Below are 15,065 nucleotides of genomic sequence, written 5' to 3' on the forward strand. Positions count from 1 at the left end.
CGGGCGAACGCGCGGTAACAGCTCCCCTCCCTGCTTGCAGGGAGGGGCTGGGGGAGGGTGCGTGCCATAAGCGCGGTCCACTGCCGGGCAATCCCAACTCCGCTCATGCCGAGCTTGTCGAGGCACCCCATAAACGTGGCGGCTGGCCCGTGCCCGCGCGGCCGGCGGCAAAGCCGCCGAGTCCGCTGAGTGTGCCAAGGAAGAAGGCAGAAAGAGCGTGGCGGAGCCACGCCGTCGGACGAGTCAAAAAAGGCGGGAGGAAGCTCCCGCCTTTCTCGCTCGCCGGCCGCGCTTGCGCGAGTCGGCAAATAGCTGCGCTATCTGCGCGCCGCGCTACGCGGCGAACTGATTCATCGTGTTATGCACGCCCCCAGCCTTCAACGCCGCCTCCCCGGCAAAATATTCCTTGTGATCATCGCCAATGTCGGAGCCCGACATGTTCTGGTGCTTCACGCAGGCAATGCCCTGGCGGATCTCGGCGCGCTGGACGTTCTTCACATAGCCCAGCATGCCGGCATCGCCGAAATACTCCTTCGCCAGATTGTCGGTGGACAGCGCCGCCGTGTGATAGGTCGGCAGGGTGATCAGGTGGTGGAAGATGCCCGCCTCGCGGGCCGCATCGCGCTGGAAGGTGCGGATGCGCTCGTCGGCTTCGGCGGCCAGATCGCTGCCGTCATAGTCCACGCTCATCAACCGGGCGCGGTCGTAGGCTGAAACATCCTTCCCGGCTGCAACCCAGGCATCGAACACCTGCTGACGGAAATTCAGCGTCCAGTTGAAGCTGGGCGAGTTGTTGTAGACCAGCTTGGCAGTGGGGATGACCTCGCGGATGCGGTTCACCATGCCGGCAATCTGGCCGATATGCGGCTTTTCCGTCTCGATCCACAGCAGATCAGCGCCGTTCTGCAAGGAGTTGATGCAGTCGAGCACGCAGCGATCCTCGCCCGAACCGGCGCGGAACTGGAACAGGTTCGATGCCAGCCGCTTCGGCCGCAGCAGCTTGCCATTGCGGCTGATCACCACGTCGCCGTTGCCGACCTGGCCGACGTCGATCTCGTCGCAATCGAGGAAGCTGTTGTATTGATCGCCAATGTCGCCCGGCTCGCGGCTGAAGGCGATCTGCTTGGTGAGGCCGGCGCCCAGACTGTCGGTGCGGGCGACGATGATGCCGTCCTCCACGCCCAGTTCCAGGAAGGCGTAGCGGATGGCGCGGATCTTGGCGACGAAGTCTTCATGCGGCACGGTCACCTTGCCGTCCTGGTGGCCGCACTGTTTCTCGTCCGACACCTGGTTCTCGATCTGCAGCGCGCAGGCCCCGGCCTCGATCATCTTCTTGGCGAGCAGATAGGTGGCCTCCGCATTGCCGAACCCGGCGTCGATATCGGCGATGATCGGCACCACGTGGGTCTGGAAATTGTCGATCTGGTGCTCGATCGCCTTGGCCTTCACCGCATCGCCGGCAGCACGGGCGGCATCGAGATCGCGGAACAGGCCGCCCAGTTCGCGGGCATCGGCCTGGCGCAGGAAGGTGTAGAGCTCCTCGATCAGGGCAGGCACGCTGGTCTTCTCGTGCATCGACTGGTCGGGCAGCGGGCCGAATTCGCTGCGCAGCGCGGCGATCATCCAGCCCGAGAGGTAGAGGTAGCGCTTGTCGGTGGTGCCGAAATGCTTCTTGATCGAAATCAGCTTCTGCTGGCCGATGAAGCCGTGCCAGCAGCCCAGCGACTGGGTGTAGGCGGCCGGATCGGCATCATAGGCCGCCATGTCGCGGCGCATGATCGCGGCGGTGTAGCGCGCGATGTCGAGGCCGGACTGGAAGCGGTTCTGCAGGCGCATGCGGGCAACGCTTTCGGCGCTGATCGATTCCCAGCCGGGCTTGCCATTGACGGCGGCCGCGGCGGCCTGGACTTGCGATTGATAGCTCATGGCCACTCCTTTGCACTGACAATTGGCAGGGTGTGGGGCCGCCCTGCCGGTAAAACTTGTCAACGCCCTGCGCTTGGGCTACCGCCCGGTCAACCCGATTCAGTCAAAGAATCGTGTGTAAATGTCCCTCTTTCGCTGTAATCTTTTGTGAAGTTGTAAAGATATTGACAGAACCGCCTGCCTCCGCTGCTGCTGTCGAACTGCCCGAAACCTTGGGCGGCGGGCGCAAGATCTTTGCCGGCGCGCGCGTCCGCCGTCTCCGCACGAGCCGTGGCCTGACGCAGACGCGAATGGCCAATGATCTGGGTGTTTCAATCTCTTATCTCAATCTGATCGAACGCGATCAGCGCCCGCTGTCGGCCAGTTTCCTGCTCAAGCTGGCGCAGAATTATGATCTCGATATCCGCAGCCTGACCGGAAACGACGAAGGCGAGCTGGTCGACGACTTGTCAAAGCTGTTCACCGATCCGCGCCTGATCGGCATCGACGTGCCGCGTGCCGAGCTGCGCGATCTGGCCGCCCGCGCGCCCGCCATCGCCCATGCGCTGCTGCGCCTCGCCGCAGCCACGCCCGCCACCGGGCCGGAACCGCCGCCGCCAGGCCCGATCGCGGCCGTTACCCGGATGATCGACGCCGCCGGCAATCATTTTCCCGCGCTCGACGAGGCGGCCGAGAAGCTGGCCGACGAACTGCGCCTGTCCGGCCCCGATCTCAACGCCGCCGTGGTCGAGCGGCTGCGCGCCCGCCATGCCATCACCGTCCGCGCCCTGCCGCTGGAAGTGATGCCCGGCCATCTGCGCCGGCTCGATCTCCACTCGCGCCAGCTGCAATTGTCCGAATCGCTCGACGCCGCCAGCCGGGGCTTTGCCGCCGCCGTGCAGCTGGTGCTGATCGAGTTGAAGGCGGAGATTGCCGCCACCATTGCCAGCGCCGGCATCAGCGATCCGCTCGACGTGCGCGCCGCCACCGTGGCCATGGGCAAATATGCCGCCGCCGCCACGCTGATGCCCTATGCCCGCTTCCTCGCTGCCTGTGAGGCGACGGGCTATGACGTGGAGCTGCTGCAGGCGCGTTTCGGGCGCGGGCTGGAACAGGTGGCCCACCGGCTCACCACGCTGCACCGCCCCGGCACGCGCGGCGTGCCCTTCTTCTTCCTGCGGGTGGATCGTGCCGGTACCGTCTCCAAACGCTTCGCGCCCGGTGCATCCCCACTGCCGGTCACCGGCGGCTGCGCGCTGTGGCACGTTTATCACGCCTTTGACCGGCCCGGGGAAATCCGCCGGCAACTGGTCGAACTGGAAGACGGCCAGCGCTTCCTCACGCTGGCCCGCACCATCCGCACCGCTGCCCTGCCCTGGGGCGTGCCGCGCCCCGGCTTTGCCATCGGCATCGGCTGCGACGTCGCCCATGCGTCATCCCTGTCGTGGAGCGCCGGCATCGATCTCAATGGCCCGGCCACCCCGATCGGCCCCGGCTGCGCCGCCTGCCACCGCGCCGCCTGCCGCCAGCGCGGCGCGCCGCCCGCCGGCGCCCACCTCGCCTTCGACGAGCGCCAGCGCGTGCTGACGCCGTTCCGGTTCACCGATGAATAGGCCGCGATCAGAGCTGCAGGTTGGACGCGTGCAGGTGCAGGATTCGCCAATCGCCAGCGCGCCGCACCAGCACGATGCTGCGCCGGCCCAGCCGGTTCGGGCTGTCGAAATGAAACGCGCAGATGGCCACATCGCCAACGACCTGCACCAGCAGATCATCGATCAGATCGGGCCGGTGATAGGGTGGGCCGGGCCGCTCCTTGGGCAGTTGTTCCGCGATGCGGCGCATGGTCGGCGGCATGCCGGGGTGACGCTTCATGCTGTCCTTGGCCGGCAGCGCGGCGCCGGCGCTGGCCGTCAATGCATCGAAACTGGTGGCATCGGGCGCAAAGGCGGCCTCCATCGCCGGCAGATCGCAGTTGGCAAAGCTGCGCAGGAAGGCGCGCAATGCCGCCTCCGCGCTCGCGGCGTCATTCTCGCCAGCCGCCGCGACCGGCGCGGCCGTCAGCGCCAGCCCCAGCCCGATCGCTTGGCGCCGGTTGGTTTCCGTCATCCCGCTTCCCCCTTCATTTCAACCCCTTCATCCTGACCTGAAAGGCCCATCATGACCAGCAACCCCGCTCTTGCCGGCGTCGAGATCAAGGGCGCGATGCAGCCCGGTTACGAGGCGATCCTCACAGCCGAAGCGCTGGCCTTCGTCGCGCAGCTGCACCGCATGTACAACCCGACCCGCCTCGCCCTGCTGCGGGCGCGGGATCAGCGGCAGGCGTGGATCAACGCGGAAGGCTTCATCGGCTTTGCACCCGAATATTCGTCGATCCGTGATGATCGCAGCTGGCAGGTGCGCCCCGCCCCGGCCGATCTGGCCGATCGCCGCGTCGAGATCACCGGGCCGTGCGACCGCAAGATGGTGATCAACGCGCTCAACAGCGGCGCGCAATGCTTCATGGCTTGCCTGGAAGACGCTTCCGCACCGACGTGGGACGTGATGGTGCAGGGCCAGGTCAATCTGCGCGATGCGGCTGCCGGTACCATTTCCCTTGAGGACAAGGGCAAGAGCTACAAGCTCAATGAGAAGACCGCGGTGCTCATCTGCCGCCCGCGAGGCTGGCATCTCGATGAAGCGCACATGATCGTCGATGGCGAGCGCGTCGCTGGTGCCATCTTCGATTTCGGCCTCTATTTCTTCCACAACGCCAATGCGCTGCTGGCCAAGGGCAGCGGACCCTATTTCTATCTGCCCAAGCTGGAGCACAGCCTGGAAGCGCGGCTGTGGAACAATGTCTTCATCACCGCCCAATCGATGCTCAACCTGCCGCTGGGCACCATCCGCGCCACCGTGCTGATCGAAACGCTGCCCGGCGCCTTCATGGCGGAGGAGATCCTCTATGAGCTGAAGGACCACATCACCGCGCTGAACTGCGGCCGCTGGGATTATATCTTCAGCTATATCAAGACCTTCCAGGCCGATGCGACAAAGCTGCTGCCCGATCGTGCCGCCGTCACCATGAAGGTGCCGTTCATGGCCGCCTATGCCGCGCACGTGGTGCGGGTGTGCCACCGCCGCGGCGCCCACGCCATGGGCGGCATGAGCGCCTTCATCCCGGTCAAGGATGACGAAGCCGCCAACGAAGCGGCGTTTGCCGCCGTGCGCGCCGACAAGGAACGCGAAGCCACATTGGGCCATGATGGCACCTGGGTGGCGCACCCCGGCCTCGTTGGCGTGGCGCGCGAGGTGTTCGACCGGCTGATGCCGACGCCCAACCAGCTGCACGTGATCCCCGAGGGCGAGGCGACGCTGGCCGATCTGGTGACGCCGCCCGATGGCCCGCGCACGCTGGCCGGGCTGACCAACAACATCAATGTCGGCATCGGCTATGTTGCGGCCTGGCTGCGCGGGCAGGGCGCGGTGCCGCTGCACAATCTGATGGAAGACGCTGCCACCGCCGAAATCAGCCGCACCCAATTGTGGCAATGGCGCAAGAACGGCGCGACGCTGGACAGCGGCGAGGCAGTGGATGCCGCGCTGATCACCCGCGTCACCGAAGAGCAGCTCGCCGTCTACAAGGCCCAGGTGGGCGACAATTTCTTCGCCACCGGCAAATATGCCGAAGCCGCCGACCTGTTCCGCACGCTGGTGCTGGCCGACCGGCTGGAACCGTTCCTGACCAGCCCGGCCTATGATTTCTATTTCGCGAAGTGATCGCGTGTCTTGGCGACCTTGAGCCGGAGGGCCAGGCAATGGTGCCTCCGGCGGCCAGGGGCTGAGCCCCTGGACCCGCTTTCGTTGGTGCGTGCCCCATGACGAACATTGGGCATGGAGGCCGGAAAAACAAATGGGTGCAGGCCTCAGGCCTGCCCGCCGGAGGCTATTCCTCCCTGCTTCTTCACCGTGCCAATCGAAGTCAGCAAACAATCCCAAACCCGCTCATGCCGAGCTTGTCGAGGCACGCACCGCGGTCGATCGGTGCCTCGACAAGCTCGGCATGGGCGGCTTCGTCGTTTTGGGAAGCGCGACAAGAGCTGGCGCGGCCTTCGCGGCCGGCGCTCACTGTTCGCGAAAACCGCCCTTCGGTGCCGGCAGGCCCATCTCCGCGATCATGGCGGGCGTCACCTTGTCCTTGTACTTGTTGCCGAAATTGCTGCGGACATAGTTGATGACGTCGGCAATCTGCTGGTCGGTCAACAAGCCCCGGAACCAGGGCATGGCGTTCTTGCCGCCGGTCACCACCATGATCGGATAGCCGGCCGCTTCCAGCGCGCCATTCCTTGCCAGCGCCGGGATCTTGCCGGCGCCTTCGCCGCCCAGTGCATTGGCCATGTGGCAGGCCTGACAGATATTCTGATAGACCTCGGCACCCGGATGAGGCGCCGGTGCCGGCTTGGCGGGCTTCTGGGCCAGGGCCGGGACCGCGATGAAGGCGGCAGCGAGCAGAACGAAACGCATTGATCAGGCCTCCAGGGCGCGGCTGTGCAGGCGGGTGACGGCATCGAGCGACGACAGGATCGCGCCTTCCATCCAGCAGCCAACATAGGACGCATGTTCGCCAGCCAGCACCAGCCGGTTATCGACGGCAACCAGCGTCTGATAATGTTCCTTGCGGGTTTCCTCGTTCCACATGGCGCAGCAGCCCAGCGTGAAGGGCACCCGGCTCCACGCCACGGTGGCGCCGCCGATATATTCTTCCTTGTAGCGGCCGGGGTGGAACACGCTGCCCTGCTCCAAGGCGCGCGCGATGCGCTCTTCGGGTGTCATGCCGGCGAACTTGTAGCTGGCCGGGCCGAACGTATAGGCGCCCAGAATCACCGCCGGCCCATCGCTGTGCAGCTTGCCGGACGGATAGGAGATCATGTTGATCTCCCGATCGGTGAAGCTGATGCCGCCATAGATGGCCTCTTCCTCTTCCCAGAAGCGCCGCTTGAATTCCAGGCCGACCTTCACGCTATTGGAGTAGGGGATGGCGTGGATCGCTGCATCGAGGCCGGGTGAGCAATCGACATCGATCTGGCTGAGCACCGACAGTGGGATGGTGCACACGCAATAATCGGCTTCGGTGGTGCTGGTCACGCCGGTGCCGGTATCCTTGTGCGTCACCGTTACCTTGCCGCCCTGCTGGCTGATGCTGGTGACCTTCTGGTTGTAACGGATCTTGCCTTCGACCTGTTTGGCAAAGCCGCGCCCGATCATGCCCATGCCGCCCACCGGCTGGAACATCGAATGCTGGTGATCGATGTTCATGTGCTGGGCCACGGTACGCCAGATGCCGGAATCGAGGATATCCTTGAAGGCATGGGGATCGGACGGGATGGGTTCACCCAGCACACCGCCGCCCTGCGCGCGTTCAAAGCCGCGCCGGCGCGAGGCCCGGTAGTTCTTAGTATATTTGAAATCCTGATCCAGCGCGCCCCATTCGCGCAGCGCCATGCGCAGGCGGTCGCCGTCTTCCTTGGTCATCACCGAATCGAGGCCGCGATTGTCGATCGCCTTTGACAGCAGCTCGGCCACGTTCCCGTCCCAATCGGCGTGCAGCTCGCGATAGCGCATCGGCTTGCCACCGAACGCCTCGGACGAATGCACCAGCGCCTGCTGGTTCATCTGGATGAAGGGCTCCAGCGCAACGCCGAACTTCTTGCAATAATGCAGCAGGGCGCGGTGGTGATAGGGAATGCGCCATGGGCCGGGATTGAGATAATTGCCGGGCGCAAAGCCGACCTTCTGGGTGGCGCCGCCCAGTTCGGTATAGGTGTCGCCGCCATAGAGCGACCAGTTCCGGCCACCGGGGCGGTTGTTGTATTCGAGGATCTGCACCTCATAACCGGCCTTGGCCAGTTCATAGGCCGCCAGCATGCCGGCCAGGCCCGCCCCCAGCACCACGACCTTGGTACCCGGCCGTGCGCCTTGGAGGTTGGGCGGCCCGGCAAATTGGGTTTCCTTGGCGTGGCCAAGGACTTCCATCGCCTGGTAAAGCACGGCGGTGCCCGCCATCATGCCGATAGCGCGCAAGACTTCGCGGCGCGTCGGACCGGATTCAGCCCAGTTCATTGGAGCGTACTTCCCCTTTGCCTGTCATCGGCGGCAACTCTGGCAGGCGAATGGCCCGCTGGCCAGAGCCGGCAATGATCGGACGTTCCGATGCGCCCTCATCCGCCGGCCGGATAGTGGTGAAATAGCGGGGATTTCCCCCATTTGCGGCCCCAGCGCGCAAGCTGGCCTCAATAATCCGATCCGCCAAACTCGCTTTCGGCGCGGTCGGCGAATTTGGTGTACTGCTTTATGAAGGTCAGCGGCACCGTGCCGGTGGCGCCGTGGCGCTGCTTGGCGATGATCACTTCGGCCAGGCCAAAGATTTTTTCGGCCTTTTCCCGCCACTTCATGTGCTTGTCCGCCTCTTCGGGATCGGGCTGTTTCAGGCTGTGATAATATTCCTCGCGGTAGACGAACATCACGATGTCCGAATCCTGCTCGATGGTGCCGGATTCGCGCAGATCGGCGAGCTGCGGCCGTTTGTCCTCACGATTCTCGACCGCGCGGGACAGCTGTGACAGCGCGATCACCGGCACCTGCAGTTCCTTGGCCAGCGTCTTCAGGCCGCGGGTGATCTCGGAAATTTCCTGCACGCGGTTGTCACCGCCGCTGTTCTTGGAACCGGTGAGCAGCTGGAGATAGTCGACCACGATCAGCCCGATGCCGTGCTGGCGCTTGAGCCGGCGAGCGCGGGTGCGTAGCGCCGCGATCGACAGCCCAGGCGTGTCGTCGATCCACAGTGGCAGGGCAGCCAGCTCGCTGGAGGCGCGGGCCAGTCGGGTGAAATCCTCATTAGAAATCTTGCCCATCCTGAGCGATTCGCCGTTCACTTCCGATTGTTCGGCCAGGATGCGGGTGGCGAGTTGGTCAGCCGACATTTCCAGGCTGAAAAACGCCACTGGGGCGCCCGAGGACTTCTCCGCCTCGATGCCGCGGGCCCGGTCCTGCGCGAACCGCTGGGCGCAGGCAAAGGCGATGTTGGTGGCAAGGCTGGTCTTGCCCATGGCCGGGCGGCCGGCGAGGATGAGCAAGTCGGACTTGTGCAGGCCGCCCATCTTTTCATTCAGGCCGGTGAGGCCCGTCGTGTAGCCCGACAGATGCCCGCCCGAACGCTTGGCGCGGTCGGCCTGGGCCACGGCTTCCATCGCGGCCTCGCGGAAGGTCTTGACCGCGCCTTGCACTTCGCCGGCTTCGGCAACCTTGTAGAGCGCCATTTCGGCCGCTTCGATCTGGGTGATCGGTGCGATGTCCTTGCTGGTGTCGCTGGCTTCCGTCACCATCTCGCGGCCGACGCGGATCAGTTCGCGCAGCAGGGCCAGATCATAGATTTGCTGGGCAAAATCGCGCGCCGCCAGCAGCGCTGCGCCATTCTGGGTGAGGCTGGCGAGATAGCCGGGACCGCCCAGTTCGGCGATGGCCGGATCGGCTTCGAACATGGGCTTGAGCGTCACCGGAGTCGCCGCCATGCCCTTGGCCGACAGGGTGAGCACCGCGGCATAGATGCGGCCGTGCAGTGGATCGGCGAAATGCTCGGTCTTCAGCTTGGTGATGACATCTTCCACCAGCCGATTGTCGATCATCAGCGCGCCGAGCAGGGCGGCTTCGGCCTCCAGATTCTGCGGCAGGGTCGCGCTCGCCGGGCCGCCTTCGAGAACGCGAAACGGGGTGACTGAAGGAGGAAGGCTGGCCATGGCTGCGTCATCGCGCAAGCCTGCGGCAATGCCAAGGCTCACGCCAAAATTTCGCGGTGGGCAGGCCTGTGGACAAGCCGGGGACAGCAGGGGGACAAGTCGAGCCGCTTGCCGGGGCCTCCCACAATCGCGTAAGGCCGCCGCGGTGAGCAACATTCCTGATTTTCGTGGCCGTTCGGCCGCCCGCCTCGCTGCCGTGCAGGCGCTGTACCAGCTGGAGATGCGCGGCGAGACCGTGCCAAAGCTGCTGACCGAGTTCCACAAGCACCGGCTGGGCCAGGAAATCGAAGGTGCCGAATATCTCGCTGCCGATGAACCCTTCTTCGATGATGTGGTGGCCGGCGTCGCGGCCCGTCAGGCCGAGCTGGACGAACTGATCTCCAGTGGTCTCGCCGAAGGTTGGACGCTGAACCGGCTCGACCGGCCGATGCGGGCGCTGCTGCGCGCGGCGCTTTACGAACTGGTGGCGCGGGCGGATGTGTCGGCAGCGACCGTGATCAATGAATATGTGGATGTCGCCCACGCCTTCCATGACGAGAAGGAAGCCAGGTTCGTCAACGGCCTGCTCGATGCGCTGGCGCGCCGGGTGCGCGGCTGACGCGGATGGCGGAGCGGGACTTCATCGCCCGCCTGGCAGCGACCCTGGCCACATCACCGGCCGCGCGCGCTTTTGCCGACGATGCGGCGGTGTGGACCCCGCCGCTGGGCCGCAATCTCGTCTTCACCCACGATGTGCTGGCCGCCGGCGTGCATTATCTGCCGGACGATCCGCCATCGGATGTGGCGTGGAAACTGCTGGCGGTGAACCTGTCTGATCTGGCCGCGATGGCGGCCACCCCGGCCGGCGTGCTGCTGGGGCTGGGCCTGTCGGCGGCTGAAGATGCGGCGTGGCGCGACGCCTTCATCGCCGGCCTGGCGCGGGCGCTCGCTCATTTCGGCGTCGAACTGTGGGGCGGCGACACGGTGAGCGGGCTGGGCCAGGCCGTGCTCGGCCTGACCGCCATTGGCTGGGTTGAACCGGGCCGGGCGCTCGGCCGCAAGGGGGCGCAGCCGGGCGACGCCGTGTGGGTTTCGGGCACGATCGGCGATGCCGGGCTGGGCCTGGCTGTGGCCAAAGGTGACGCGCCGTTCGACAAGCCGCTGCTCAACCGCTTCCGCCGCCCGACACCGCGCCTTGCGCTGGGGGCCGTGCTGGGCGGCCATGCGTCGGCCGGAATGGATGTGTCGGATGGATTGCTGATCGATGCGGACCGGCTGGCCGCCGCCAGCGGTGTGGCGCTGCACATTGATCTGGCGCAGGTGCCGCTCTCCCGTCCGGCTGCCGGCCTGGAAGACGTGCTGGCGCGGACGACGGCGGGCGATGATTATGAGTTGCTGTTCACGGCGCCGGCCGATGTCGATGTGGCAGCGCTGGCGGCGCCCTCCAGAACGCCGGTAACCCGCATCGGCAGGGTGACCGCGGGTTCCGGTGTGATGCTCAGCCTTGCCGGCCAGCCGGTGCCACTCCCCGCCCGGCTGGGCTGGGAACACGGCTGATAACCACATCCCGTTGATCTGAACGCATCAAGAAGAGTGCCTCCGGCGGCCAGGGGCTGAGCCCCTGGGCCCACTTTTGATGGCGCGCCCCATGACGAAATTTGGGCATGAAGGGCGGACAAACAAATGGGTGCAGGCCTCAGGCCTGCCCGCCGGAGGCTCTGCTTCCTTGTTCTTCAACCCTTTCCAACTGAAATTCCGGGAGGTTGAAGTCTCTGGCATTTGGCGTCGGACGTTCAGCGCGCGATCTGCGGCACCAGATCCTTCAGCGCCGCCACCAGCAGATCGCAATCCTGCGCCCGCGTGAACAGGCCCGGTGTCACCCGCACACAGCCGCCATCGGCCAACCCCAACCGATGCACGGTCATGATGCGATATCGATTGAACAGCGTATCGGTGATGGCAATGTTGTCCGCGGTGCTGGTGTGGCCGGCAATGCGGAAGCTGGTGATGGCGCCAAATGTCGCCGGATCATCGCCCAGCATGATTTCCAGCCCCGAAAGCCCGCGCAATGGCTTTACCCATCGGTTGCGCAGATACTGCAGCCGCGCCAGTTTCATCGGGATGGGCAGCATCTGCTCCTGGAAATCCAGCGCCGCCGGCAGGGTGAGCTGCGGCGCATAATCCAGCGTGCCCTGGTGCACCTTGGCCTGCACATTCTCCGGCTTGGCGTCGGGTTCGGCAGCGGCGGCCGCGATCATCGGCGCAGCGCCCGGCCGGATCCAGAAGCCTGCCACGCCCACCGGCGCCCCCACCCATTTGTGGAAATTCAGCACGACAAAATCCGCGCCGAAATCCGGGATCACGAACGGCCGCATGCGGAAACTCTGCGCGCAATCGACCAGCACCATGGCGCCGGCCGCCTTGGCCAGCGCGGCAATTTCCGCCACCGGCACCACCATGCCCGATTTGTGGGTGCCGTGGGTGAGCAGCACGAACTTCAACCGGGGCGTTTTCCTGATCGCTTCGGCATAGGCGGCAATCACGTTTTCCCGCGTTGGCGCGCGCGGCAGGTTCACCATCACGGGCGTCGCCCGCCGGCTGCTTGCCAGGCTCCGCATGGCATGGTGGCTGGTTTCATAATCCGAGTCCGACCACAGGATCGCGTCACCTTCCGCCACACCCTGGAACTGGCTGATCAGCGCCTGCAGCGCTTCGGCGGCGTTGCGGCAAAAGCCGATCTCTTCGGGCTGCACGCCCATCGCCTGTGCGGCGCGGGCCTTCACCACCTCCTGGTCCTTGCGCATCGCCCGGCGGGCATAGATGCTGGTCTCGCGGTTGAGCCGTTCCACGATGGCCTTGTGCGTTTCGGCGACCTGCAGCGCCATATTGCCCCAATAGCCATGTTCCAGCTGGGTCACCGGGCCGGCCATGCTGGGGTAGAGCGCAGCGATCCGCGCCCAGCCGGCTTCATCATCGGGCGCGATCGGGCCGATGGAAAGCGCCTGAACCGGCCCGGCATTCCCGGCCACAGCACTGGCCGCCGCCGCCAGCATCATCGCGTCACGCCTGGTCACTGTCATTGCGTCTGCTCCCTGTTTCGATGGGCGAAAACTGCACCAAGCGGCTTGCGTTCGCGAAATCCCATGCCATGGTGCGGCAAAATGCCCAAGCCCGATACTAGGGGTGGGGCATCAACAGGGGAAGGGGACCAATGGATAGCGTTGTTCTGGCCATCATTTGCGGGCTTGCCGCCGTGGCCTATGGAGTGATCACTTCGCGGCAGGTGCTCGGCGCCTCGGCGGGCAATGCCCGCATGCAGGAAATCGCGAAAGCCATCCAGATCGGCGCCGGCGCCTATCTCACCAAGCAATATACCGCCATCGCTGTCGTCGGCGTCATCGTCGCTGGCCTGGTGGCGATGTTCCTCGGCATCATCCCCGCCATTGCCTTCGTGCTCGGCGCCGTGCTGTCCGGCGCCACCGGCTTCATCGGCATGAACATCTCGGTGCGCGCCAACGTGCGCACCGCCGAGGCCGCGCGCCAGTCGCTGCAAGCGGGCCTCACCATGGCGTTCCGTTCGGGCGCGGTGACGGGCATGCTGGTCGCCGGCCTCGCGCTGCTTGCCATCGCCGGTTATTTCTACGCGCTGATCGGCTCCGGCCTCGAACCCACCAGCCGCGCGGTTGTCAACGCGCTGGTCGCCCTGTCGTTCGGCGCTTCGCTCATCTCCATCTTCGCCCGTCTCGGCGGCGGCATCTTCACCAAGGCCGCCGACGTCGGTGCCGACATGGTTGGCAAGAACGAACTCGGCTTTGACGAGGATGATGATCGCAACCCCGGCGTGATCGCCGACAACGTGGGCGACAATGTCGGCGATTGCGCCGGCATGGCGGCCGATCTGTTCGAAACCTATGTGGTCACCATCGGCGCCACCATGGTGCTGTGCGCCCTGCTGGTCGCCGGCCCGGATGCCACCAGGCTGATGACGCTGCCGCTGCTGGCTTGCGGCGTGTGCATCATCACGTCCATCATCGGCACCTATTTCGTCCGCCTTGGCGGCGGCTCCATCATGGGCGCGCTCTACAAGGGCCTGATCGTCACCGGCGTGCTCTCCGTGCCGGCACTGTGGTTCGCCACGGCCGCCATCTTTCCGGACATGAACGCCGTGATCGGCTTTGATGCGGCGGCGGCCACGGCGGAGGATCCGGCCACGGTCACGGTCGCCGGCGTCGAAGGCGGCTTCACCGGTGCGGCCCTGTTCTACTGCATGCTCATCGGCCTGGTCGTCACCGCGCTGATCGTGTGGATCACCGAATATTACACCGGCACCGATTATCGCCCGGTGCAATCCATCGCCAAGGCGTCAGACTCGGGCCACGGCACCAACGTCATCCAGGGTCTCGCCGTGTCGATGGAATCGACCGCGCTGCCCACGCTGGTGATCGTTGCCGGCATCATCGCCACCTTCAAACTGGGCGGCCTGATCGGCATCGCCTTTGCCGCCACCGCCATGCTGGCCCTGGCCGGCATGATCGTCGCGCTGGATGCCTATGGCCCGGTGACAGACAACGCCGGCGGCATCGCCGAAATGGCCGGCCTGGATGGCGAAGTGCGCCAGCGCACCGATGCCCTCGATGCGGTGGGCAACACCACCAAGGCCGTCACCAAGGGTTATGCCATCGGTTCGGCCGGCCTGGCCGCGCTGGTGCTGTTTGCCACCTATACCGAGGATCTGGCGCAGTTCTTCAAGGATGTTGCGGTCGATTTCTCGCTGTCCAACCCGTACGTTGTCGTCGGGCTGCTGCTGGGCGCCCTGCTGCCCTATCTGTTCGGCGGCATGGCGATGACAGCGGTGGGCCGCACCGCCCAGGCGGTGGCGCAGGATATTCGCGCCCAGTTCCGCGAAAACCCCGGCATCGCCACCCGCGAGGTGAAGCCCGATTATGCCCGCACCGTCGGCCTCGTCACCGCCGGCGCGATCAAGGAAATGATCGTGCCGTCGCTGCTGCCCGTGCTGGCCCCGATCGTGGTGTATTTCGCCATCACGGCGGTCGCCGGCCAGGGCAACGGCTTTGCAGCGCTTGGCGCGCTGCTGATGGGCGTGATCATTTCCGGGCTCTTTGTGGCCATCTCCATGACCAGCGGCGGCGGCGCGTGGGACAATGCCAAGAAGGTGATCGAACAGGGTGCCTATGGCGGCAAGGGCTCGCCCGCGCACCAGGCCGCCGTGACCGGCGACACCGTGGGTGACCCCTACAAGGACACCGCCGGCCCCGCCGTGAACCCGATGATCAAGATCACCAACATCGTGGCGCTGCTGCTGCTCGCGGCGCTGGCCGGGCACTGAGACGGCACCGCATCAGCCCAAGGACGAAGGGGCGGCCCGCAAAGGCCGCCCCTTTTTCTTGCCTG

The 15,065-nt window shown here is 65.6% G+C and carries 11 protein-coding genes; 5 read left to right on the forward strand and 6 right to left on the reverse strand.

Annotated features, from left to right (window positions below):
- Window positions 1–333: 333 nt before the first annotated feature.
- Window positions 334–1,926 carry an isocitrate lyase gene (locus D619_RS0110745; RefSeq protein WP_017668595.1) on the reverse strand — a complete coding sequence of 531 codons (1,593 nt, stop codon included), beginning with the start codon at window positions 1,924–1,926 and terminating at the stop codon, window positions 334–336.
- 164 nt (window positions 1,927–2,090) lie between these two features.
- Between D619_RS0110745 and D619_RS0110750 the strand changes: the two genes are divergently transcribed.
- A complete protein-coding gene (locus D619_RS0110750) occupies window positions 2,091–3,518 on the forward strand; it encodes a short-chain fatty acyl-CoA regulator family protein (protein WP_017668596.1) in 1,428 nt (475 codons plus the stop codon).
- Between the two features lie 7 nt (window positions 3,519–3,525).
- Here the strand turns inward: D619_RS0110750 and D619_RS0110755 are convergent, their stop codons facing one another.
- Window positions 3,526–4,011, reverse strand: coding sequence for a DUF4440 domain-containing protein (locus D619_RS0110755; protein WP_017668597.1), 486 nt, complete (start codon window positions 4,009–4,011; stop codon window positions 3,526–3,528).
- A 51-nt stretch (window positions 4,012–4,062) separates the two neighbouring features.
- On the opposite strand from D619_RS0110755, the gene aceB reads away from it, so the two are divergent.
- Window positions 4,063–5,661: a malate synthase A gene (gene aceB, locus D619_RS0110760; protein ID WP_017668598.1), complete on the forward strand. Its 1,599-nt coding sequence runs from the start codon at window positions 4,063–4,065 to the stop codon at window positions 5,659–5,661.
- 345 nt (window positions 5,662–6,006) lie between these two features.
- Here the strand turns inward: aceB and D619_RS16385 are convergent, their stop codons facing one another.
- From D619_RS16385 to D619_RS0110775, 3 genes are all read right to left on the reverse strand, one after another.
- Window positions 6,007–6,405, reverse strand: coding sequence for a cytochrome c (locus D619_RS16385; protein ID WP_017668599.1), 399 nt, complete (start codon window positions 6,403–6,405; stop codon window positions 6,007–6,009).
- 3 nt (window positions 6,406–6,408) lie between these two features.
- The gene (locus D619_RS0110770; protein ID WP_017668600.1) at window positions 6,409–8,001 is read right to left on the reverse strand and encodes a flavin monoamine oxidase family protein; all 1,593 of its coding nucleotides are present in this window, start codon (window positions 7,999–8,001) and stop codon (window positions 6,409–6,411) included.
- 170 nt (window positions 8,002–8,171) lie between these two features.
- Window positions 8,172–9,674 (reverse strand): replicative DNA helicase, encoded by a 1,503-nt coding sequence (locus tag D619_RS0110775; RefSeq protein ID WP_081587137.1) that lies wholly within the window; start codon window positions 9,672–9,674, stop codon window positions 8,172–8,174.
- A 145-nt stretch (window positions 9,675–9,819) separates the two neighbouring features.
- Here D619_RS0110775 and nusB point away from each other — a divergent pair, with 145 nt between their 5' ends.
- Together nusB and thiL are read left to right on the forward strand one after the other, a co-directional pair.
- Window positions 9,820–10,272, forward strand: coding sequence for a transcription antitermination factor NusB (gene nusB, locus D619_RS0110780; protein WP_017668602.1), 453 nt, complete (start codon window positions 9,820–9,822; stop codon window positions 10,270–10,272).
- A 5-nt stretch (window positions 10,273–10,277) separates the two neighbouring features.
- Window positions 10,278–11,210, forward strand: coding sequence for a thiamine-phosphate kinase (gene thiL, locus D619_RS0110785; RefSeq protein WP_017668603.1), 933 nt, complete (start codon window positions 10,278–10,280; stop codon window positions 11,208–11,210).
- A 236-nt stretch (window positions 11,211–11,446) separates the two neighbouring features.
- Here thiL and D619_RS0110790 read toward each other — a convergent pair whose 3' ends face one another.
- A complete protein-coding gene (locus tag D619_RS0110790) occupies window positions 11,447–12,733 on the reverse strand; it encodes an aminotransferase class V-fold PLP-dependent enzyme (protein ID WP_026090958.1) in 1,287 nt (428 codons plus the stop codon).
- 131 nt (window positions 12,734–12,864) lie between these two features.
- Here D619_RS0110790 and D619_RS0110795 point away from each other — a divergent pair, with 131 nt between their 5' ends.
- Complete coding sequence (locus tag D619_RS0110795; protein WP_017668605.1) at window positions 12,865–15,000, forward strand: sodium-translocating pyrophosphatase; 2,136 nt, start codon at window positions 12,865–12,867, stop codon at window positions 14,998–15,000.
- Window positions 15,001–15,065 lie beyond the last annotated feature (65 nt).

Source organism: Sandarakinorhabdus sp. AAP62, assembly GCF_000331225.1.
GTDB lineage: Bacteria > Pseudomonadota > Alphaproteobacteria > Sphingomonadales > Sphingomonadaceae > Sandarakinorhabdus.

Coding starts and splice junctions, on each gene's coding strand:
- D619_RS0110745 (WP_017668595.1), bottom strand. CDS start 1,926: ATGAGCTATCAATCGCAAGTCCAGGCCGCCGCGGCCGCCGTCAATGGC.
- D619_RS0110755 (WP_017668597.1), bottom strand. CDS start 4,011: ATGACGGAAACCAACCGGCGCCAAGCGATCGGGCTGGGGCTGGCGCTG.
- aceB (WP_017668598.1), top strand. CDS start 4,063: ATGACCAGCAACCCCGCTCTTGCCGGCGTCGAGATCAAGGGCGCGATG.
- D619_RS16385 (WP_017668599.1), bottom strand. CDS start 6,405: ATGCGTTTCGTTCTGCTCGCTGCCGCCTTCATCGCGGTCCCGGCCCTG.
- D619_RS0110770 (WP_017668600.1), bottom strand. CDS start 8,001: ATGAACTGGGCTGAATCCGGTCCGACGCGCCGCGAAGTCTTGCGCGCT.
- D619_RS0110775 (WP_081587137.1), bottom strand. CDS start 9,674: ATGGCCAGCCTTCCTCCTTCAGTCACCCCGTTTCGCGTTCTCGAAGGC.
- thiL (WP_017668603.1), top strand. CDS start 10,278: ATGGCGGAGCGGGACTTCATCGCCCGCCTGGCAGCGACCCTGGCCACA.
- D619_RS0110790 (WP_026090958.1), bottom strand. CDS start 12,733: ATGACAGTGACCAGGCGTGACGCGATGATGCTGGCGGCGGCGGCCAGT.
- D619_RS0110795 (WP_017668605.1), top strand. CDS start 12,865: ATGGATAGCGTTGTTCTGGCCATCATTTGCGGGCTTGCCGCCGTGGCC.